Origin of the sequence: Paracoccus sp. 08 (assembly GCF_024105395.1) — a bacterium.
Taxonomy (GTDB): Bacteria; Pseudomonadota; Alphaproteobacteria; order Rhodobacterales; family Rhodobacteraceae; genus Paracoccus; species Paracoccus marcusii.
This window is the reverse complement of sequence record NZ_WEKR01000031.1, coordinates 1-22089: the sequence shown is the minus strand read 5'-3', so window position 1 is coordinate 22089 and position 22089 is coordinate 1. Positions and strand designations below refer to the sequence as shown.

The following is a 22089-nucleotide window of genomic DNA, read 5'->3' as shown; positions in this document are numbered from 1 at the left end:
CCACTGCGCCAGACGGGCGCGCGGCTTGGAACGCATCGCGCCAGAACGGGCGCGGCTTAATGGAAAGCCCCGAATGACCAAGTTCTCTGATCTGAAGCTGGACCCCAAAGTGCTGCAGGCCGTGCTGGAAGCCGGCTACGAGACGCCGACGCCCATCCAGCAGGGGGCGATCCCGCCCGCCCTGGAAGGCCGCGACGTGCTGGGGATAGCGCAGACCGGAACCGGCAAGACCGCCAGCTTCACCCTGCCGATGATCACGCTGCTCGGCCGTGGCCGGGCCCGCGCGCGCATGCCGCGCAGCCTTGTGCTGTGCCCCACGCGTGAACTGGCCGCCCAGGTGGCCGAGAATTTCGACACCTATGCCAAGCACACCCGCCTGACCAAGGCGCTGCTGATCGGCGGCGTCAGCTTCGGCGAACAGGACAAGCTGATCGATCGCGGCGTGGACGTGCTGATCGCCACCCCGGGCCGCCTGCTGGACCACGTCGAGCGTGGCAAGCTGCTGCTGACCGGCGTTCAGATCATGGTCGTGGACGAGGCCGACCGCATGCTGGACATGGGCTTCATCCCCGATATCGAGCGCATCTTCCAGCTGACGCCCTTCACCCGCCAGACGCTGTTCTTCAGCGCCACCATGGCCCCCGAGATCGAGCGGATCACCAACACCTTCCTGCACTCGCCCGAACGGGTCGAGGTCGCGCGCCAGGCCTCGGCCAGCGAGACGATCACGCAGCGCCTGATCCAGCTGACCCCCACCCGCCGCGACATGGCCGCCAAGCAGAAGCGCGACCTGCTGCGCGCCCTGATCGACGCCGAGGGCGAGGGGCTGACCAACGCCATCGTCTTCTGCAACCGCAAGACGGACGTCGACATCGTCGCCAAGTCGCTGGCGAAATACGGATACGACGCGGCCCCGATCCACGGCGACCTGGACCAGAGCCAGCGGACCCGCACGCTGGAATCGTTCCGCGACGGCAAGCTGCGCCTGCTGATCGCATCCGACGTCGCGGCGCGCGGCCTGGACATCCCGGCGGTCAGCCATGTCTTCAACTATGATCTGCCCAGCCATGCCGAGGACTATGTCCACCGCATCGGGCGCACCGGCCGCGCGGGCCGTCTTGGCACCTCGATCAGCATCGCCGTGCCGTCCGACGACAAGTATCTGGCCGCGATCGAGCAGTTGCTGAAATCCTCGCTGCCGCGGGTCGACGCGCCGGCAGGATTTGCCGGTGGCGACGCGCCTGCGCGCGACGACCGCAAGGCCGAAGGCAACGCCACGGAGGATCGCAAGGGCGGATCGCGCGAACGCGGCCGTCGCCGCCGTCGCGACGAACCCCGCCCCGAGGCGGAAGCCGCAGCGCCCCCCGCACCCGTCGCGACCGCAGCCGAACCGGAGGCCCGCATGGAGCCCAAAGCGCAGCCTGAACCCCGCCCCGAACCCGAAGCACGCGCCGAGCAGCCGCGCCGCGAGGAGACCCGCAAGGACGAACGCCGCGAGGATCGTCGTGACGACCGCCGCGGCGACCGCCGGGATGACCGTCGCGACGGACGCCGTGGTCGCGATCAGGACCACCGCGGGTCGCAGGTGATGGGCATGGGCGATCACATCCCCCAGTTCATGCTGGTCGAACTGCGCAGCGTCGGCCTGTCGGACGACGCCCCGACCGAAACCGTGGCAGAGGCCCCCGCCGCCGATCCCGCCCCCAAGCCCGCACGCCGGTCGCGCGGCCGCGGTCGCGGCAAGGCGCAGGCCGAGACGGCGACCGAAGCCCCCGTCGAAGCCCAACCCCAGGCCATGCAGCCCGAGACCGTACCGGCCGATGCCGTTCAGGACGCGCAGCCCGTGGCTGAAGCGCCCGTTCAGGCAGAGACACCGGCGGTCGAACCCGCTGCGGAACCCAAGCCCAAGCGCACCCGCGGCCGCAAGAAGGCCGAGACGGCCGAAACCGACTCCCCTGCCGCCGAGCCGGTCGAGGAGACAGCGCCCAAGCCCAAGCGGACGCGCAGCCGCAAGCCCGCCACCGATGCGGCAGAGGCCCCTGCCGAAGCCTCGGTTGATGCGCCCAAGCCCACCCGTCGCCGCAAGGCCGCGACCGCCGATGCGCCCGCCGCCGATGCCGCGACGGACGCGCCGGAAAAGCCCAAGCGCACCCGCCGCAAGAAGGCCGACGCCGACGCGCAGCCCAAGGACGCTGACGCGCAGGCCTGATGCGCGGCACGCCTCGCCCGCTATCCCGACTGCGCGGGGGCCGTCCGCCCCTGCGCAGTCTTCTGCCCGATCTTGCCTTGGGCCTGATCGCCGCCCTGGGCCTTGCGCCCCTGGGCATCTGGGCCGCGACGCCGCTGGCGATGGCCGCGCTGATCTGGCGCCTGTCGCCCCTGCCCGCCGCCGCCGTGTTCTGGCACGTGCTGGCCGCGGGCTTTGGCTGGTTCGCCCTGTCGCTGTCCTGGATCACCGAACCCTTCCTGGTCGACATTGCCCGCCACGGCTGGATGGCGCCCTTTGCGCTGATCCTGATGGCGTTTGGGGGTGCCCTGTTCTGGGCGGTGCCGGCCGGCGCGGCCGCGCGTCTGGCCCGCGGTCCCGCTGCGCAGGCCACGGCGATCGCTGCGGCACTGGTCCTGTCGGACTGGCTGCGCGGCTGGATCTTCACCGGCTTTCCCTGGGCCCAGATCGGCCACGCATGGATCGACACGCCCGTCGCCCAGATGGCCGCGTGGACCGGGGCCCTGGGCCTTGGCACGCTGACGATGGCGCTGGCCGCACTGCCGGTTCTGTTGCGCGGGCGCGCGGTGATGGCGACAGCCCTGGCCGCGGCCCTGCTGGCAGGTCCGTGGATCGCGGGGACGATGCGGCTGGCCGCGCCGATGCCCGCCGACCGGCCCGTGACCCTGCGGATCGTGCAGCCCGATGCGGCGCAGCACCTGAAGTGGGACCCCGAATGGTCCACGGTCTTCTTCCAGCGCCTGCTGGACCTGTCCGCCGAACCCGGCCCCCGCGATCTGGTCATCTGGCCCGAGACGGCCGTGAACTTCCTGCTGGAGGATGCCGACGCGGTCCTGCCGATGATGTCCCAGGCCGCGGGCGCGCCTCTGGTCATGGGCATCCAGCGCCGCGAAAGCAGCCGCTTCTTCAACAGCCTTGCGACCGTCGTGCCGGGCGGACAGATCACCCAAGTCTATGACAAGTTCCATCTGGTGCCGTTCGGCGAATACGTTCCCTGGGGCGACGCACTGGCCCATCTGGGCATCGGCGCCTTTGCCGCGCGGCAGGGCAACGGCTATTCCGCCGGTCCCGGACCGCAGATCATGTCCGCGCCGGGCGTCCCCGACTTTCAGCCGCTGATCTGCTATGAGGCGATCTTTCCCCAGCACCTGCGCCATCTGGACCAGCGCCCCGGCTGGCTGCTGCAGGCCACCAACGACGCATGGTTCGGCACCCTGTCGGGCCCGTACCAGCATCTGGACCAAGCCCGCCTGCGTGCGATCGAGACGGGGCTGCCACTGGTGCGCGCCGCGAATACAGGGGTCAGCGCGGTGATCGACGCCCGCGGGCGCATCCTGGCCAGCCTGCCCCTGAACCAGCTCGGCAAGATCGACGCATCGCTGCCCGGGGCGCTGCCCGCGACGCCGTGGCTGGCGGTCGGGAACGTGCCGGTCGTGACACTGCTGTTGCTGGTTCTGGGCCTGGCCCTATGGCCGCGCCGCCGGGGGCGCACGGCCTGACGCTGTCCGCCTGGCGACCCTAGTCGCGGATGAACCGGCTTTCCTTGATCTGATCCCAGGCCCAGACCACCTCGGACAGGCGATCCTCGTCGGAACGGTCGCCGCCGTTCATGTCGGGGTGCAGGTCCTTGACCAGCGACTTGTACTGCTTGCGGATCTCGGCGCGGGTCCAGTGATCCTTGGCCTCCAGGATGTCCAGGGCGCGGCGTTCGGTGGGCGGCAGCTTGCGCGCGCTGGACTGCGCGCGCGATTCCGGCGCGGTGCCGTTCGCGCCCAGGATCTCCAACGGGTCGCTGACGCCGTGGCGGGCCCACTTGTCCTCGGCCGCGGCGCGACCGAAGGGCTTGGTGGGGCGTTCCCAGACCGTCGCATTGTCGATGAACTGCTGGAACTCCTCCTCGGACTGGCCCTGGAAGTAGTTCCAGTTCGCGTTGTAATCGCGGACGTGCTCTTTGCAGAACCAGAAATAGTCGTCCAAGTTGCGCGGGTTCTTGGGCGCGCGATACTGGCCCGGCTCGTCGCATCCCTCGCGCTCGCAGGTGCGGGTCGAGGTCTCGAACGCCCCCGACATGCCGCGCCGCCCTTTGGTCTTGCGCTTCTTGTCCTTGGCGGCGGAAATGTCGAAACCGAACGGGTCGTTCTTGCTCATCCTGGGGCACCTTTGCGACTCAAGGCGGGCAGTTTAGGCTATCTGACGGGACATGAAACCCCTTGACGGAAAGGATATGCGGATGATCGCGGACCAGATGACCGAACGGCTGGCAGCCCTGCAGCCCACGACCCTGCAGGTGCTGGACGAAAGCGAGGATCATCGCGGCCATGCAGGCTTTCGCGACGGGGGCGAAAGCCATTTCCGCATCCGCATGGCCAGCCCGGCCTTTGCCGGGCTGACGCGGATCCAGCAGCACCGCCTGGTCCATGCGACCCTGGGCGACATCGTGCCGCGTATCCACGCGCTGGCGCTGGAACTGTCGGAAAGCCCGGACCGTTAGCGCCGTCAGGCTTGCTGCCCCCTGCCCCGCCCCCTAGAAAGCCCCCAACCTGCAGCACGAAGGGATGAGGGACATGACCGCGCCGAAGGATTTCAACGACAGGATGCTGTCCCTGGGCCTGGCCCGCGTCAGCGAGGCGGCGGCCCATGCCTCGGCCCGGCTGATCGGCCGCGGCGACGAGAAGGCCGCCGACCAGGCCGCGGTGAACGCGATGCGCGACCAGCTGAACATGCTGGACATCAAGGGCGTCGTCGTCATCGGCGAGGGCGAGCGCGACGAGGCGCCGATGCTGTTCATCGGCGAGGAGGTCGGCACCGGCGAGGGCCCCGAGGTGGACATCGCGCTGGACCCGCTGGAAGGCACCACGCTGACCGCTAAGGACATGCCGAACGCGCTGACCGTCATCGCGATGGCGCCGCGCGGCACGCTGCTGCACGCGCCCGACGTCTATATGGACAAGCTGGCCGTGGGGCCGGGTTATCCCAAGGACGTCGTCAGCCTGGACATGAGCCCTTCCGAACGCGTGCGCGCCCTGGCCCGCGCCCGCGGCTGCGAGGACGGAGACATCACCGTCTGTATCCTGGAGCGTCCGCGCCATGAGGAGATGATCGCCGAGGTTCGCCAGACCGGCGCCGCGATCCGCCTGATCACCGACGGCGACGTGGCCGGCGTGATCCACTGCGCCGAGGCCGAGCTGACCGGCATCGACATGTACATGGGTTCGGGCGGCGCGCCCGAGGGCGTCCTGGCCGCGGCGGCACTGAAATGCATGGGCGGGCAGATGTGGGGCCGGCTGATGTTCCGCAACGACGACGAACGCGGACGCGCGAAGAAGGCCGGGATCACCGACCTGGACCGCATCTATGCCCGCGACGACCTGGTCACCGACGACGTGATCTTTGCCGCGACCGGCGTCACCGACGGCTCGATCGTCGCCGGCGTCAAGCGCGAGCCGGGATACCTGACGACCGAGACCATCCTGATGCGGTCCAAGACCGGATCGGTGCGGCGCATGACCTATCGCAACCCGGTGAAGTGAGGTAAGGGGGGCCCCGCGCCCCCCTGTCCCGTCCCGGGACGACCCCGGGGCCCTTGGACAAAGAAGACACATGACGGCATTTCTGGGCATCGACAGCTCGTTGACCGGGCGGCGGTGGATCGGACCGCCCGCCGATCTGGAACGGCTGGCCGAAGGGCTGGCCCAGCAGGCGGCCCTGCCCCTGCCGGTGGCCCGCGTGCTGGCCGAACGCGGCGTGCCGCCCGCCGAGGCGGCCGGGTTCCTGGCACCCAAGCTGCGCGACCTGCTGCCGGACCCGCTGACCCTCCGCGACATGGACGTCGCCGCCGAACGGCTGGTCGATGCCGCCGTCAACGGCCAGCGCATCGCGATCTTTGCCGATTACGACGTGGACGGCGGATCGTCGGCCGCCCTGCTGATCGACTGGCTGCACCAGCACGGGCGCCAGGCGACGCTTTATATCCCCGACCGCATCGACGAGGGTTACGGCCCCAACGTCCCCGCCATGACCGCGCTGGCAGCGGCGCACGACCTGATCGTCTGCGTCGACTGCGGGACGCTGTCCCATGACGCGCTGGCCGCCGCCGCGGGCTGCGACGTGATCGTCCTGGACCACCACCTGGGCGGAGAGACCCTTCCCCCCGCGCTGGCGGTCGTGAACCCCAACCGCATGGACGAGGACGGCGCCCTGGGCCATCTGTGCGCCGCGGGCGTGGTGTTCCTGACGCTGGTGCAGGCCGGTCGCGTGCTGCGCCAGCGGGGCCTGCCGCAACCGGACCTGATGGCGATGCTGGATCTGGTCGCGCTGGCCACGGTCGCCGATGTCGCGCCGCTGGTCGGCGTCAACCGCGCGTTTGTCCGCCAGGGGCTGGCCGTGATGGCGCGCAGGCAGCGGGCGGGTCTGGTCGCGCTGTCCGACATCGCCCGGCTGGACGGCGCGCCAAGCGCGTTCCACCTGGGCTTCCTACTGGGTCCGCGCATCAATGCGGGTGGGCGCGTGGGTCGCGCCGATCTGGGCGCGCTATGCCTGTCCTGCCGCGACGCGTCGCAGGCCGATCAGCTGGCCCGTCAGCTGGACGCGCTAAACAGCGACCGCCGCGCGATCGAGGCCGCCGTCCGCCTAGAGGCCCTGGCCCAGGTCGAGGCGCGGGGCGATGCGCGCCTGTCCTGGGCTGCGGGCGCGGGCTGGCACCCGGGCGTGGTCGGCATTGTCGCCGCCCGCGTCAAGGAGGCGACCGATCTGCCATCCGTGGTGATCGGGGTCGATCACGGCATCGGCAAGGGCAGCGCCCGGTCGGTCCCCGGCGTCGATCTGGGCCGTGCGATCCAGCGTCTGGCGCATGAGGGTCTGCTGCTGAAGGGCGGCGGGCACACCATGGCCGCAGGCCTGACCGTCGAGGAGGCAAAGATCCCCGCCGCGATGGACCGCCTGGCCGAACTGATCGCCCGCGATCTGGCGGGCCGCACCGGGTCGGGCGACCTGCGCATTTCGGGCCTCCTGGAGCCGTCGGGTGCCACCGCGCCCATGTACCGCATGCTGGAGGATGCCGGTCCCTTCGGGCAGGCCGCCCCCGCGCCGCGCTTTGCGTTTTCCGACCAGCTGATCGACAGCGCCGCGACCATGGGCGACCGCCACCTGCGCCTGCAGTTCCGCAGCCCCGGCAGCCCCCCGATGGAGGCCGTGGCCTGGGGCGCGATGGACGGCCCGCTTGGTCCCGGCCTGATCGGCGCCAAGGGGCGGCGGTTCCACCTGGCCGGCAAGCTGGAGCTGTCGACCTGGGGCGGGCGGGAACGCCTGCGCCTGCGCCTGGACGATGCGGCACCCGCGACCGGCAACCTTTGACCCCGCCGGGGGTTCTGGTCACGACCGGACGCGGCCGCTAACCTGCCGCGACAGCGCGAAGGAGACCCCATGAAACTGACCTGGCTTGGCCATTCCGGCTTTCGTCTACAGATCGAACAGGCCGTGATCCTGATCGACCCCTGGTTCAGCGGAAACCCCGTCTTTCCCGACGACCGGCGCGCCGAGGCCATCGACGGCGCCACGCATATCCTGATCACCCACGGCCATGGCGATCATACCGGCGACACGCTGGCCCTTGCCAAGGAGCTGAAGATCCCCGTCGTGGGCATCTTCGACCTGATCGGCCATTGGGAAAAGACCGACAAGATCGAGGGCATCGGCTTCAACAAGGGCGGCACGGTCGACCTGGGCGGCGCGCAGGTGACGATGGTGAACGCGACGCATTCCAGCTCGATCAGCGGGCCGGACGGTCCTGTCTATGCGGGCCACGAATCGGGTTACATGATCGCGGGCGACGGGCATGTGATCTATGTCTCGGGCGACACCGACATCATGGCCGACATGGAATGGATGGGCGACCTGCACAAGCCAGACATCGGCATCCTGTGCGCGGGCGGGCATTTCACCATGGACATGTCGCGCGCGGCCTATGCGGCCAAGCGCTATTTCGACTTTAAGACCGTGATCCCCTGCCATTACAAGACCTTCCCCCTGCTGGAACAGTCGGCGCAGGTGCTGATCGACGCCCTGCCCGGCGTCGACGTGATCGAACCCAAGGTGATGGAGGCCGTCGCGCTGTGAGCTTTCAGACCTTCGACGACCCGGCGGGCGGTGGCGATCATGCCGCCCGCCTGACCGCCCTCCGCCAGTTGATGGCCCGCGAACAGCTGGACGCGGTCATCGTGCCGCGGGCCGATGTGCATCAGGGCGAATACGTGGCCGATGCCGACGCCCGACTGGCCTGGCTGACCGGGTTCACCGGCAGCGCAGGATTCGCGATCGTGACGGCTGACCAGGCGGGCGTCTTCATCGACGGCCGCTATCGCGTGCAGGTGCGCAGCCAGATCGACCTTGGTCATTTCACCCCGGTGCCCTGGCCCGAGACGCGCCCCTCCGCCTGGCTGGCCGAGGCCTTGCCCCACGGCGGGCGCGTGGGTTTCGACCCCTGGCTGCACACACGCAAGGAGATCGCCGGAATGGAGGGCGCGCTGACCGACACCGGCATCGCCCTGATCGCGCTGGACCACAATCCGGTCGACGCGATCTGGCCCGACCGCCCCGCCCCGCCCGTGGGCCCTGCCCGCATCCACCCCGACGCCATCGCCGGAGAGAGCGCGGCGCAGAAACGCGCCCGCCTGGCCACCGATCTCAAGGCGCAGGGGCAGGCAGCGGCGCTGTTGACGCTGCCCGACTCGATATCCTGGCTGCTGAACATCCGCGGCAGCGACCTGCCCAAGAACCCGGTGGTGCAATCCTTTGCGGTGCTGTCGGACAGCGGCGATCTTGCGCTGTTCGCGGACCCGGCCAAGTTCGACGCCGACCTGCGCGCGCATCTGGGCAATCATGTCCACATCCTGCCGCATGACGCGCTGGCTGCGGCGCTGACCGACCTCGAAGGCCCCGTTCGCCTCGATCCCGGCTCCGCGCCCGAGGCCGCGTTCCGCATCCTAGAGGCCGCGGGCACCACCGTCGTCGCAGGCCCCGATCCCGCCGTCCTGCCCAAGGCCCGCAAGAACGCGGCAGAGCTTTCGGGCATGCGCAGCGCCCATCACCGTGACGGGCTGGCCATGGTGCGCCTGTTGGCATGGCTAGACCGTCAGGATCCCGCCGCCCTGTCCGAGATCGACGTGGTCCGTCAACTGGAGCGGCTGCGCCGTGATCAGGGCATCCTCGATATCAGCTTCGACACGATCATGGGCGCCGGTCCGAACGGCGCCATTGTCCATTACCGCGTGACCGAGGCGACCAACCGTCGGTTGGCTGCGGGCGACCTGCTGCTGATCGATTCCGGCGGCCAATACGCCGACGGCACCACCGATATCACCCGCACCGTGCCCTTGGGCGATCCGCGCCCGGACGCGGTCGGGCCCTTCACCGCAGTGCTGCGCGGCATGATCGCCCTGTCGCGGGCGCGCTTTCCGACCGGCGTGACCGGGGGGCATCTGGACGCCCTGGCGCGTCAGTTCCTGTGGTCGCAGGGTCTGGACTACGATCACGGCACCGGCCACGGCGTCGGCGCGGCACTTTGCGTGCATGAAGGACCGGCGCGGATCAGCCGCGTCAGCGACGTGCCGCTGGAACCCGGCATGATCCTGTCGAACGAGCCCGGCTACTATCGCGAAGGCAGCTTCGGCATCCGAATCGAGAATCTGATCGTCGTGACCCAGGCCGATGCCGAACCGGGCCGCCAGATGCTGGGCTTCGACACGCTGACGCTGTGCCCCATCGACCGCCGCCTGATCGACCGCGCCGCGCTGTCGGCCGACGATGTCGCCTGGCTGGACGCCTATCACGCCCAAGTTCGGATCAGCCTGTCGCCCGATCTTCAGGGGCAGGATCTGGACTGGCTGACGGCGGCGACAGAACCGCTCGGCCAGGTGTGACATCCGGGGGGTGCGGGGGGCAGGCAGCCCCCCGCGCCGCCGCGGGACGCAAACCTCACAACAGCGACAGGATGCGCGCCGCCTCGTCCCTGCACGGTGCCAGCGCGCCGCGATCCTCGCCCGGATGGAACCGCGCGCGGACGGCGGTCGGCATGGGCGCCGGCGAATCGATCAGCACCCGTGGGCCGGTCTGCACCGTCTCGGCCTGCCAGCTGCGCGCCAACGCGATCTGCGCGGCCTTGGACGCGCCGTAGGCGCCAAAGAACTTCTGCCCGCCCCGCGCATCGTCAAAGAACAGCGCCGTTCCCCGGCGCTGGCGCAGCAGCGGCTCCAGCATGGCGATCAGGCCGCGGGTGACCTCGACATTGACCAGCATCGACTTGGACCAGTCGCGCCCCTCGATATGGGGTGCAGGCGACATCGGCGCCGCATGAACCGCGCAATGCGCCCACAGGTCCAGCCCGCCCCACCGGCCGGCGATGGCCTGGGTCATCTGCTTCATCGCCTCGGGTTCGGTCACGTCCATCGGCGCCAGTGTCGCCTGGCCACCGGCCGCACGGATGCGGTCGTCCAGCTCCTCCAGCGCGCCCACGGTCCGCGCGACCGCCAGCACGTGATAGCCCTGCGCCGCCAGCCCTTCGGCCAGCGCCGCCCCAAGCCCCCGAGAGGCCCCCGTCACCAGCGCCAGCCGGGTGGCGCCTGTCTGTTCGATCTCGCTCATGTCCGGTCCCTTGCCACCGCGCGTCCCCCCGCGCAACCACGAAAAAGGGGCCCCCGAAGGGACCCCCATGCCTGACCTGCCAGGACGCTCAGCGCGCCTTCAGGTCGACATAGTCGCGGCGGTCGCTGCCGACATACAGCTGGCGCGGGCGGCCGATCTTGTTCTGCGGATCGCCGATCATCTCTTTCCACTGCGCGATCCAGCCCACCGTGCGCGACAGCGCAAAGATCGGTGTGAACATCGACGTGGGGAAGCCCATCGCCTCAAGGATGATGCCCGAATAGAAATCGACGTTGGGATACAGCTTCTTCTCGATGAAGTACTCGTCCTCCAGCGCGATCTTCTCCAGCTCCTTGGCGACCTGCAGGACCGGGTTGTCGCCCACGCCCAGCAGGTCCAGGACCTCGTCGGCCGATTCCTTCATGACCGTCGCGCGCGGGTCGAAGTTCTTGTAGACCCGGTGGCCAAAGCCCATCAGCTTGAACGGGTCGGACTTGTCCTTCGCCTTGGCGATGTATTCCGGGATCCGGTCCACGGTCCCGATCTCGCGCAGCATCTCCAGGCAGGCCTGGTTGGCGCCGCCATGGGCGGGGCCCCACAGGCAGGCGATGCCCGCCGCGATGCAGGCAAACGGGTTCGCCCCCGACGATCCCGCCAGGCGCACGGTCGAGGTGGACGCGTTCTGCTCGTGATCGGCATGCAGGGTGAAGATGCGGTCCATGGCGCGGGCTAGGGCCGGGTTCACCTCGTATTTCTCGGCCGGGACCGAGAAGCACATGTTCAGGAAATTCGACGCGTAATCCAGGTCGTTCTGCGGATAGACGAAGGGCTGGCCGATCGAATATTTATAGGCCATCGCCGCGATCGTGGGCAGCTTGGCGATCAGGCGGATCGCCGCGACCTCGCGCTGCCATTCGTCGTTCACGTCGGTCGAGTCGTGATAGAAGGCGGACATGGCTCCCACGACGCCGACCATGGTCGCCATCGGATGCGCATCGCGACGGAAGCCGCGGAAGAAGTTGTGCATCTGCTCGTGCACCATCGTGTGGCGCGTGACGCGGGCGCGGAAATCGTCCATCTGCGCCTCGGTCGGCAGCTCGCCGTACAGCAGCAGATAGCAGACCTCCAGATAGCAGGACTTGGCGGCCAGCTGCTCGATCGGATAGCCGCGATACCACAGCTCGCCCTTGTCGCCGTCGATGAAGGTGATCGTCGAATCGCAGCTGGCGGTCGAGGTGAAGCCGGGGTCATAGGTGAAGACGTCCGCCTGGCCATACAGCTTGCGGATGTCCAGAACGTCCGGGCCCTTGGTGGGCGACAGGATGGGCAGGTCATAGTCCTGCCCGTTCAGGTGCAGTTTAGCGGTCTTGTCGGCCATGCAAAGGCGTCCTTCCGGCTAAGGCCGGGCGGTCCGTCGCGTAAACCCGTCAGACAGCCCTGGCATGTGAGGGCAGGCTTCAGCCTGCCAAATCGGTCTGGTCCTGCAGCCGGGCCAGCGTTTCGTCGCGGCCAAGCGCAGTCATCATGTCGAACACACTGGGGGTGGCGCTCGTTCCGGCCAAGGCGGCGCGCAGCGGTGCCGCGATCTTGCCCAGTCCGACACCGTTTTCCGTGGCAACCTGCTGGGCCGCCTCCTCCAGATCGTCTCGGGTCCAGCTAGCATTCTGCACCGCAGCAGTCAATGATTTCAGCATACCACGGGATACCGTATCCAGGTTACGCGCCGCCTTCTCCTCGACCGTGATGGGGCGTTCGATCATCGCGAACCGCGCCTGGTCCAGCAGTCCGGGCAGCGTTTTCGCCTTTTCCTTCAATGCGCCCATCGCCGCCAGGATGCGGCTGCGCTGGGTGTCGGTCAGCGCGGGCGCGCCGGTTTCCGACAGGTAATCCTGCAGCGCGGCCAGCACCTGATCGTCGGGCATCCGCCCGATATGGTGGCCGCTGACATGCTCCAGCTTCTTGAAGTCCAGGCGCGCGGGCGCGCGTCCGATCCCCTCCAGCCCGAACCAGTCACGGGCCTGGGCATCGTCGAACAGCTCGTCGTCGCCATGGCTCCAGCCAAGCCGCGCCAGATAGTTGCGCATGGCCGCCGGCGGATAGCCAAGCGCCGCGAATTCGTGCAGCCCCACCGCGCCGTGACGCTTGGACAGCTTCTTTCCGTCCTCTCCGTGGATCAGCGGGATATGGGCATAGGTCGGGCGCGGCCAGCCCATCGCGTCGATGATCTGGATCTGGCGCGCGGTGTTGGTCAGGTGGTCGTCGCCCCGGATCACGTGGGTCACGCCCATGTCGTGATCGTCCACCACCACGGCCAGCATATAGGTGGGCGTCCCGTCGCTGCGCAGCAGCACCATGTCGTCCAGCTGGTCGTTGGCGACGCGCACCGCGCCCTGCACCTGATCGTCGATCACCGTCTCTCCGTCGCGCGGCGCCTTCAGGCGGATCGCATAGGGGGCGTCGGGCAGTTCGGTCGCATCGCGCCACGGGCTGAGGAAGGGCTGGCGCGGGTTCGCCTCGCGCCAGGCCGCGATCTCGTCGGTGGTGGAGAAGCACTTGTAGGCCGTGCCCTGGTCCAGCATCTGGCGGGCGACCTCGGCGTGGCGGTCCTTGCGTTCGAACTGGCTGACGGGTTCGCCGTCCCAGTCCAGGCCCAGCCAGGTCAGGCCCTTCAGGATTGCCGCGGTGGCCTCGGGGGTTGACCGGGCGCGGTCGGTATCCTCGATCCGCAACAGGAACTTGCCGCCCCGCCCCCGCGCGAACAGCCAGTTGAACAGCGCCGTCCGGGCGCCGCCCACATGCAGGTATCCGGTGGGAGAGGGGGCGAAACGGGTAACGATCTGGGTCATGGCGGCCTTCGGGCAGGGTCTGGCGCGGCACGGCGTTAACGCTTTGGTAAGCATCCCCGTGCCATCTTGCGGCCAAGTGATAGTCACCGGGTCGCGAAAGGACAAGGATGTTGCCCCAATCGGGTGCGGTCGCGCCCCCCCTGCCCCAGCCCGCAACCCGCCCCTTGGCCGCCCCGCGCCCCGCCGCGGCGCTGCGCGCGGGACTGTTTCCCTGGGTGCCGGTCTGCCTGTCGGCCGGGATCGGGCTGTGGTTCCTGCATCCGACGCTGTTCGGCGCGGCCCATTGGACGGTGATGGCCTGCCTTCTGGCGCTGTCGCTGACCATCGCACGCCACGCGCCCCTCTGGGCCGACCGAGGCCGGATCGGCTGGCCTCAGGCCGATGCCGTCCATCTGGCCGCACTGGCGCTGTCCTTCGTGATCGCCGGCACCGGCCCGGTCGCGTTCCGCGCCGCGCATGTCGCGGCCCCGGTCTTGGAATGGCGCTATTACGGCCCGGTCGAGGGGCGGGTGATCCAGATCGACCGGTCGGGGCGCGACCGGATGCGCCTGACGCTGGACGGCGTCGTGCTGCATGACCTGTCGCCCGACCGCACGCCCGCGCGGGTGCGCCTGTCGCTGATGGGCGACGACGCGTTGCCGCCCTTGGGCCAGCGCGTGATGCTGACCGGGCATCTGGGCCCGCCCCCGGCGCCGTCGTCTCCGGGCAGCTTCGATTTTCGGATGTTCGCATGGTTCGACGGCCTGGGCGCCGTCGGCTATTCGCGCACGCCGATCATGGCCGTGGCGCCGCCGCAGGGGGGCGTGTGGTGGGCGCACCGGGCGCGCATGTCGATCAGCGCCGCCATTCAGGACCGCATCGGCGGACAGGCCGGCGCGGTGGCCTCGGCCCTGATGACCGGCGACCGCTCCGGCATCGCCGAGGAGACGAACGAGGTGATGCGCGCCTCGAACCTCTACCACATCATCTCGATCTCGGGGCTGCACATGGGGATGCTGGCGGCCTTCGTCTATGGCGCGGTGCGCATGGTCCTGGTGGGGGTGCAGGGCGCAGGGATCGGCCTGGCGCGACCGATGCACAAATGGGCGGCCGGTATCGCGCTGGCGGCGGCGGCGGCCTATCTGTGGCTGTCCGGCGGCGGGGTCGCGACCGAACGGTCGTTCATCATGGTCGCCGTCATGCTGGGCGCGATCATCGCCGACAGGCGGGCAATTTCCCTGCGCACGGTCGCCCTGGCCGCGACCATCGTGCTGATCTACTCGCCCGAGGCCGTCGTCAGCGCCGGCTTCCAGATGAGCTTTGCCGCCACCGTGGCCCTGATCCTGGTCTATGGCCCCTGGGCGCGGGTGTCCCCGCGCCTGCCATGGTGGCTGCGCCCGGTGGCGATGCTGATCGTGTCGTCGCTGATCGCCGCCGTGGCGACATCGCCCATCGCCGCGGCGCATTTCAACCGCATGGCGCAATACGGTCTGCTGGCGAACCTGCTGGCGGTGCCGGTCATGGGCACGCTGGTGATGCCTGCGGGCGTCATCGGCGCCGTCCTGGCCCTGGTCGGGCTGGAGGCGCCGGCCCTGTGGGTCATGGGCATCGGCACGGAATGGATGCTTTGGGTCGCGCGATTCGTGGCCGATCTGGGCGGGGCGGTGACCGGTGTGGCCAAGCCGCCCGCCGCCGTGGTGCCGCTGATGGGCTTTGGCGCGGTGCTGGGCATCCTCTGCTGGCGCCCCGCGGCGCGGCGTGGGGTGCTGACACAGGCAGGCTTCGTGCTGGCGATGACGCTGCTGATCGCCGCCGCCGCGCTGTGGATGACTGCCCGCCGCCCGCTGCTGCTGATCGCGCCGGAGGGCGAGGCCGTGGGCCTGATGACCCCCGAGGGCCGCGCCATCTCGAAACCCTCGGGCGGCGCCTTCGTCGTCTCGACCTGGCTGCAGGAGGACGGCGACATGGCCGACCAGGAAACCGCCGCCGCCCGCCCGGCCTGGACCGGCGACCGCCGCGACCGGCAGGCGGCCCTGTCCGGCGGCTGGCAGGTCTGGCACCTGACCGGAAAGGGGTCGGGGACCCGCGCCGTCGCCGCCTGTCGTGCCGACCGCATCGTGGTCGCGACCGAACCCGTCGACATCGACGGCAAGCCGCGCTGCCTGCTGCTGGACCCGAAACGCCTCCGCCGCAGCGGCGCCGTCGCGATCCGCATGACCGCGGATGGACCGCAGGTCACCACGGGTCAACCGATGCGGCTGTCGCGATAGCACGGGCCCGCGGCCCGGACGGCGATCGCGGCGCACGGTCGGCCGGACAGGTTCTTACGACCCGCAGGCGCCCCCCGCGCCATGCGCAACCGCCGACAGGGTCGTCGTCAGGCCCGCGTCAGTCGCGCGACCAGATGCCGCGTCACCGGGGCCACCACCAGCACCGCCGGAAAGGCCACCGCCCAACTGGACAGCCAGTTCCCCAGCCACAGCCCCGCGACCCCGTCGGACAGACCCACCGCCCGGACCGTGGCGATCCCCGACACCAGCGACGACATCAGCCCCGACAGGAAGAAGCCGAACAGGATCGGGGCATAGCGTGCGGGTATCATCTGGCGATCGTTCCGAAACGCATCCCCGCCCCTCGCTCAGGCCAGCTCGGCAAAGACCTTGCCCAAGGCCTTGTCCAGCTTCTCGAACATCTCGTCCATCTGCGCGGGCGTCAGGATGAAGGGCGGGCACAGCACGATCGACTGCCCCAGGGGGCGACAGATCAGGCCCATGTCGGTGCAGGTGTTGGCAATCCGCTCGCTGACCGACAGATGCCCCTCAAAGGGCGTCTTGGTCGCCTTGTCGCGCACCGCCTCCAGCGCCCACATGAAGCCCACGCCGCGATATTCGCCGATGTTCGGATTCTGCGCCAGCTGCCGCAGCCCGTCCTCGAAGCGCGGGGCCAGGTCGATGACGTTCTGCGCCAGCCCCTCGTTCATCACCACGTCGATGGCCTTCAACGCGATCGCGCAGCCGACCGGGTGGCCCGACGCGGTGAAGCCGTGCGGGAACTCCTCGATCTTGTCGATGGCGGCCTGCAGGCGGTCGGTCAGTTCCGGCCCCAGGATCACCGCGCCCATCGGGAACAGCCCCGCCGTCAGGTTCTTGGAGCTGATGATCGCGTCGGGGACGAAATCATAGGTCACCGAGCCCCAAGTGTTGCCCGTACGTCCGAACCCGGTGATCACCTCGTCCGCGATCATCGGGATGCCGTGCTTTTTCAGCACCGGCAGGATTGCCTGGAAATACCCCTCGGACGGCGGAATGACCCCGCCCGCGCCCTGCACGGGTTCCGCGAAAAAGCCCGCGATGGTGTCCGCGCCCTCGCGCTGGATCGTCTCGTCCAGCTCGCGCGCCAGGCGCTGCGTGAACGCCGCCTCGGTCTCTCCCTCCTCTCCGAACCGCCAGTAGTGCGGGCAGGTCAGGTGGATGAAGCCCGGCAGCGGCAGGCCGAACACCTCGTTATAGGGCTTGCCCGTCATGCTGGCCGAAACGGCGGTCACGCCGTGATAGGCGTTCCAGCGCGTCAGGATCTTGCGCTTTTGCGGATTGCCCTCGCTGGCATGCATGAACCACAGCATCTTGACCATGGTGTCGTTCGCCTCGGAGCCGGAGTTCGTATAGAACACCTTGCCACGCGAAAACGGCGACACCTCGACCAGCTTCTCCGACAGCATCACGGTCTGGTCGGACATCCGCCCGAAGAACGCGTGATAGCCCGGAAAGCGGTCGTACTGATCCTTGGCGGCCTGGGCCAGGCCCTTGTGGTCAAAGCCCGCGACCATGTTCCACAGGCCCGAATTGGCGTCCAGATAGCGGTTGCCGTTCACGTCGACGACATAGGGGCCCTCGCCATGGGTCAGGACGACGGCGCCGCGCTTGTGGACGCTTGGCAGGTCGGTGAAGCCGTACAGCGAGTATTCGTCGGCGCGTGCTTCCCAGCTTTGCGGGGTGGTCATGGTCGGTCTCCTTGCCGGATCTTGGGGGCAGGCTAGCCGGGCGCCGGGCGGCGTTCAATGGGGGACGCTTGTGCAGATCGTGCAACCGGGGCACAGTTCGCCCGAACCGCCGGAGGAGCCCCCATGAGACACCTGATGCTGGCCGCTGCCGCCACCCTGGCCTGCGCCGCCCCCGCCCTGTCCGAAAACCGCATCGACCTGATCCGCCCCGACGCGCCGGAACTGGCCGCGCGCGGCCCGCATCCGGTCGGCGTGCGCGCCGCCAGCTTCACCGACCCGGACCGCATCGACGTGATCGCGACCACCGCCACGGGCACGCCCCCCACCGCGGAACGCACCCTGCAGGCAGAGATCTGGTATCCTGCGGCCGACGGCACCGAACCCGGCACCACCTATGACACGATCCTGCGCGATGGTGTCACGCCCACCACCCTGACCGGCAGCGCCGCCCGCGACGCAGCACCGGCCGAGGGGTCGTTCCCGCTGGTCATCCTGTCGCACGGCTATCCCGGCAACCGCTACCTGATGAGCCACCTGGCCGAGAACCTGGCCTCCAAGGGATACGTCGTGGTCGCCGCAGACCATCCCGACAGCACGTACGACGACATGGGGGCGTTTGCCTCGACCCTGGTGAACCGGGCGGTGGACCAGCGGTTCCTGCTGGACAGCATGGCCGGGCTGGAGGACGAGATCGGCGCGATCACCGATGCCGACACGGCGGCCGTCGTGGGCTATTCCATGGGCGGATACGGCGCGATGATCTTTGGCGGCGCGGGCCTGTCGCAGACCGCCATCGACCGGACCGAGCCCGAACGCTTCATCCCGCCGCAGAAGCTGCTGTCCCGGCTGGCCGCGGGCAGCGAGGATCACGCCGCCCTGGTCGATCCGCGCGTCAAGGCCATCGTGGCCATCGCCCCCTGGGGCCGCCAGCACGAGTTCTGGGACGCGGACGGGCTGGCCGGCATGACCAAGCCGCTGCTGCTGGTCGCGGGCAGCGATGACGACGTGTCGATCTATGACGCGATCCGGCAGATCTTCGACCAGACGACCGCGGCGACACGGCACCTTCTGACCTTCGATCATGCCAACCACAACGCCGCTGCCCCGATCCCCGCCCCGGTCGAGGCCTGGGCCTTCTCGGAATCCCTGGGCCGCGCGCCCTTCGACCATTACGCCGATCCGGTCTGGGACAGCGTGCGAATGAACAACGTCCTGCAGCATTTCACCACGGCCTTCCTGGACCAGCACCTGAAGGGCGAGGATCGCGGCGCCTTCCTGGACCTGGTGCCCGATGCCGAGGACGGGGTCTGGTCGGTCGATGACGCGGGCACGCCAGATGCGACCCACAGCTATTGGCCGGGCTTTCCCGAGCGCAGCGCCAAGGGGCTGATGTTCGAAACCAAGAACGCCGGTCAGTAGGCCGTCAGGGGCGGCGCAGGCCGATCTGGTCCAGCGCCGCCTCCAGCGCCGTCATCGGGCGACGCTCGGCCACCAGCGCGTCGAACCGCGCGCGCAGGGCGGCCTTTTCGGCGCCCTTGCAGTCGTTCCAGGGCCGCCCCTGCAGCGCCATGTGCAGCACGTAATATCCGATGAAATGCGGACGCTCTCCGGCGTCCATCAAGGCGCGATAGGCCGCGTCCGCCCCCATCGCCCGCAGCGCCGCCGCGTCCGGCACGCCGGCCGCGATCAGCGCCTGCGCGGTGGCGGGGCCGATGTTGCGGATGGTGGTCAGGTCGCTCTCCATCCCGTGCCTTTCCAAAAGCCTGCATTTCCTGTACCGCTGCGCGACCTTCAGGAACAGGCATGACATGACCGCCCATAACCCGGCCGCGAAGAAACTGTTCATCAAGACCTACGGGTGCCAGATGAACGTCTATGACAGCCAGCGCATGGCCGAGGCGATGGGCGCCGAGGGCTATGTCCTGACCGAGGATCAGTCGGACGCCGACATGGTCCTGCTGAACACCTGCCACATCCGCGAGAAGGCGGCCGAGAAGCTGTATAGCGACCTGGGCCGGCTGAAGCCCCTGAAGGCCGCGCGCCCCGACCTGAAGGTCGGTGTCGCGGGCTGCGTGGCCCAGGCCGAGGGGGCCGAGATCATCCGCCGGATGCCGCTGGTTGATCTGGTCGTCGGGCCGCAGACCTATCACCGCCTGCCCGCCATGGTGCGCGGCGAGGCGCCCGCCATCGACACCGATTTCCCCGAAGAAGACAAGTTCGACCACCTGCCCGCCCCCCGCGCAACGCGGCGCGCGCCCGCGGCCTTCCTGACCGTGCAGGAGGGCTGCGACAAGTTCTGCGCCTTCTGCGTGGTGCCCTATACCCGCGGCGCGGAGATCAGCCGCCCCGCCGAACGCATCTTGGCCGAGGCCCGTGACCTGGTCGGACGCGGCGTGCGCGAGATCACCCTGCTGGGCCAGAACGTCAACGGCTGGCATGGGGGCCCGGGCGGTTTCGGCGCCCTGATCCGCGCCTTGGGCGAGATCGACGGGCTGCTGCGGATCCGCTATACCACCAGCCATCCCAACGACATGGCAGATGACCTGATCGAGGCGCATCGCGACGTGCCCCAGCTGATGCCCTATCTGCACCTGCCCGTGCAGTCGGGCAGCGACCGCATCCTCAAGGCGATGAACCGCAAGCACACCGCGGACCAGTACCTGCGCCTGATCGACCGCATCCGCGCGGCGCGTCCCGACATCCTGCTGACCAGCGACTTCATCGTCGGCTTTCCCGGAGAGACGGACCAGGATCACGCCGACACCCTGCGCCTGATCGAACAGGTGGGCTTCGGCATGGCCTACAGCTTCAAGTATTCGCCGCGTCCGGGCACCCCCGCCTATGACCGCCCCGAGGTCGACACCGCCGTGGCCGACGCCCGCCTGCAGGAGTTGCAGGCCCTGCTGACCCGTCAGCAGCATGCGGTCCAGGACGGCATGATCGGTCGCACCGTCGACGTGCTGTTCGAGAAGGCGGGCCGCGAGGCGGGCCAGATGATCGGCAAGTCCGACTATCTGCATTCCGTCTTTGTCGACACCGACCGCGCCCAGATCGGTGACCTGCACCCCGTGCGCATCATCGGCAGCCAGCGCAACTCGCTGCACGGTGAACTGGTCGCATAGCCCGGCGACGGGGCGGCCCGTTCGGGTCTGTGACCGGGTCATCCGCCGGGTCCGGACCGGCCTGCCGCCACATGCGACATGCGGAACGGCCCTGGACCAAGGTCATGAACCAGGCGGCAGGTCTGTGCCCATGCCGCCACCGTTGTCGGAACGGCAGGATCCGTGATGACGCGGCACTCTTGCATCGCTCCATCATTGCTGCCAGCGCTGCGCCCCGCATCGCCCGCGACCAGGGCCGGCGCGCTGCTAGGGCCAACGCGCGGCCGTGACAAGCGTCCTGATGGATCCCCGCGGCACGATTGACGGCGTCCCTTCGCTGCTGCGCATCGCGCGGGGTTTGATCAGGATCAAGGCGCCGCCCGCTCCGCACCGCTACGATGGCTTATCCGCAACAGGAGGCGATTATGGCCTACAAGACGATCCTGACAGTCCTCAGCCACCCGTCCCAGGTGCTGCAGCTGGACGATGCCGCGGCGCTTGCCGCGGCGCATGACGCGCATCTGGATATCCTCTGCCTGGGCATAGACCACAGCCAGGCCGGGTACTTCTTTCCCGGCGGCACGTCCTATGGATGGCAGGAGGCGATCGACAGCGCGCTGACCGATGCCAATGCGCTGGACCGCAAGGTGCGCGACCGCATGGCCGCGTCCCACGACCTGCGCTGGTCCTGCGAGGCCGCGGTGACCCAGTCCTTGGGCATCGCATCGCTGGTGGGCCTGCGGGCGCGGTTCTCGGACCTGGCGATCCTGGCCAGCCCCTATGCCAAGGGCCAGCCCGGCGACGCCGAACTGATCACCGAGGCCGCGCTGTTCGAGGGGGCCTGCCCCGTCCTGGTCCTGCCGCAGGGCTGCGAGCCGGTTGCCGCGCCCCGCCGCATCCTGGTCGCCTGGAACCAGTCCGCCGAGGCCCTGGCCGCCATCCGCCGCGCCCTGCCCCTGCTGCGCGCCGCCGAGATGGTCGAGGTGACCTGCATCGATCCGCGCAGCAGCGGGCCGGAACGCTCCGATCCGGGGGGGGCGCTGACGCAGATGCTGACGCGGCACGGCGTCCACGCCCAGATCGCGGTGCTGGCCCGCACCGCCCCCCGCATCAGCGACGAGATCAACCGCCGCGCGATAGAGGTCGATGCCGACATGGTGGTGATGGGCGCCTATGGCCATTCCCGCCTGCGCGAGGCGATCCTGGGCGGTGCGACGCGCAACATGCTGGAACAGGCGCGCGTGCCGGTCTTCCTGGCGCGTTGAAGACGTACGCCGCCTTGCGGGGATGCGCGCAGGG

The 22089-nt window shown here is 69.3% G+C and carries 17 protein-coding genes and 1 pseudogene; 11 read left to right on the top strand and 7 right to left on the bottom strand.

Annotated elements, in window-relative coordinates; genetic code table 11:
• Positions 1–73: 73 nt before the first annotated feature.
• Together GBO37_RS11795 and lnt are read left to right on the top strand one after the other, a co-directional pair.
• Positions 74–1651 (top strand): annotated as a pseudogene (locus tag GBO37_RS11795) (DEAD/DEAH box helicase); the annotation flags it as partial.
• Between the two features lie 557 nt (positions 1652–2208).
• On the top strand, positions 2209–3726 hold the full coding sequence (gene lnt / locus GBO37_RS11790) for an apolipoprotein N-acyltransferase (RefSeq protein WP_252929136.1): 1518 nt from the start codon (positions 2209–2211) through the stop codon (positions 3724–3726).
• A gap of 19 nt (positions 3727–3745) precedes the next feature.
• On the opposite strand, the gene GBO37_RS11785 is transcribed toward lnt, so the two are convergent.
• Entirely contained in the window at positions 3746–4375 is a 630-nt protein-coding gene (locus GBO37_RS11785) for a J domain-containing protein (protein ID WP_046000058.1), read from the bottom strand.
• Between the two features lie 82 nt (positions 4376–4457).
• Here GBO37_RS11785 and GBO37_RS11780 point away from each other — a divergent pair, with 82 nt between their 5' ends.
• The 5 genes from GBO37_RS11780 (at position 4458) to GBO37_RS11760 (ending at position 10143) form a co-directional block, all read left to right on the top strand.
• A complete protein-coding gene (locus GBO37_RS11780) occupies positions 4458–4718 on the top strand; it encodes a BolA family transcriptional regulator (protein WP_045981785.1) in 261 nt (86 codons plus the stop codon).
• 73 nt (positions 4719–4791) lie between these two features.
• Positions 4792–5757, top strand: a complete 966-nt coding sequence (glpX, locus tag GBO37_RS11775) for a class II fructose-bisphosphatase (protein ID WP_045981784.1) — start codon at positions 4792–4794, stop codon at positions 5755–5757.
• A gap of 70 nt (positions 5758–5827) precedes the next feature.
• Positions 5828–7579: a single-stranded-DNA-specific exonuclease RecJ gene (gene recJ / locus GBO37_RS11770; protein ID WP_252929135.1), complete on the top strand. Its 1752-nt coding sequence runs from the start codon at positions 5828–5830 to the stop codon at positions 7577–7579.
• Positions 7580–7648: 69 nt separating this feature from the next.
• Positions 7649–8341: a metal-dependent hydrolase gene (locus tag GBO37_RS11765; protein ID WP_148911318.1), complete on the top strand. Its 693-nt coding sequence runs from the start codon at positions 7649–7651 to the stop codon at positions 8339–8341.
• Positions 8338–10143, top strand: a complete 1806-nt coding sequence (locus GBO37_RS11760) for an aminopeptidase P family protein (RefSeq protein ID WP_371927569.1) — start codon at positions 8338–8340, stop codon at positions 10141–10143. The genes GBO37_RS11765 and GBO37_RS11760 overlap by 4 nt, the downstream gene beginning before the upstream one ends.
• Positions 10144–10198: 55 nt before the next feature.
• Here the strand turns inward: GBO37_RS11760 and GBO37_RS11755 are convergent, their stop codons facing one another.
• From GBO37_RS11755 to gltX, 3 genes are all read right to left on the bottom strand, one after another.
• On the bottom strand, positions 10199–10864 hold the full coding sequence (locus GBO37_RS11755) for an SDR family oxidoreductase (protein ID WP_046000053.1): 666 nt from the start codon (positions 10862–10864) through the stop codon (positions 10199–10201).
• A gap of 88 nt (positions 10865–10952) precedes the next feature.
• Positions 10953–12242: a citrate synthase gene (locus GBO37_RS11750; RefSeq protein ID WP_252929133.1), complete on the bottom strand. Its 1290-nt coding sequence runs from the start codon at positions 12240–12242 to the stop codon at positions 10953–10955.
• A 79-nt stretch (positions 12243–12321) separates the two neighbouring features.
• Positions 12322–13710 (bottom strand): glutamate--tRNA ligase, encoded by a 1389-nt coding sequence (gene gltX / locus GBO37_RS11745; protein WP_252929132.1) that lies wholly within the window; start codon positions 13708–13710, stop codon positions 12322–12324.
• A gap of 107 nt (positions 13711–13817) precedes the next feature.
• On the opposite strand from gltX, the gene GBO37_RS11740 reads away from it, so the two are divergent.
• The gene (locus GBO37_RS11740) at positions 13818–15959 is read left to right on the top strand and encodes a ComEC/Rec2 family competence protein (protein ID WP_252929131.1); all 2142 of its coding nucleotides are present in this window, start codon (positions 13818–13820) and stop codon (positions 15957–15959) included.
• Between the two features lie 107 nt (positions 15960–16066).
• On the opposite strand, the gene GBO37_RS11735 is transcribed toward GBO37_RS11740, so the two are convergent.
• Positions 16067–16291 carry a DUF2798 domain-containing protein gene (locus GBO37_RS11735; RefSeq protein ID WP_046000050.1) on the bottom strand — a complete coding sequence of 75 codons (225 nt, stop codon included), beginning with the start codon at positions 16289–16291 and terminating at the stop codon, positions 16067–16069.
• 36 nt (positions 16292–16327) lie between these two features.
• A complete protein-coding gene (locus GBO37_RS11730; protein ID WP_045981777.1) occupies positions 16328–17689 on the bottom strand; it encodes an aminotransferase in 1362 nt (453 codons plus the stop codon).
• Positions 17690–17812: 123 nt separating this feature from the next.
• Between GBO37_RS11730 and GBO37_RS11725 the strand changes: the two genes are divergently transcribed.
• On the top strand, positions 17813–19108 hold the full coding sequence (locus tag GBO37_RS11725) for an alpha/beta fold hydrolase (RefSeq protein WP_252929130.1): 1296 nt from the start codon (positions 17813–17815) through the stop codon (positions 19106–19108).
• A 4-nt stretch (positions 19109–19112) separates the two neighbouring features.
• Here the strand turns inward: GBO37_RS11725 and GBO37_RS11720 are convergent, their stop codons facing one another.
• Positions 19113–19433, bottom strand: coding sequence for a TfoX/Sxy family protein (locus tag GBO37_RS11720; protein ID WP_045981775.1), 321 nt, complete (start codon positions 19431–19433; stop codon positions 19113–19115).
• A gap of 64 nt (positions 19434–19497) precedes the next feature.
• Between GBO37_RS11720 and miaB the strand changes: the two genes are divergently transcribed.
• Together miaB and GBO37_RS11710 are read left to right on the top strand one after the other, a co-directional pair.
• Positions 19498–20811, top strand: a complete 1314-nt coding sequence (miaB, locus tag GBO37_RS11715; RefSeq protein WP_252929129.1) for a tRNA (N6-isopentenyl adenosine(37)-C2)-methylthiotransferase MiaB — start codon at positions 19498–19500, stop codon at positions 20809–20811.
• Between the two features lie 404 nt (positions 20812–21215).
• Positions 21216–22055, top strand: a complete 840-nt coding sequence (locus GBO37_RS11710) for a universal stress protein (RefSeq protein ID WP_252929128.1) — start codon at positions 21216–21218, stop codon at positions 22053–22055.
• Positions 22056–22089: the final 34 nt, after the last annotated feature.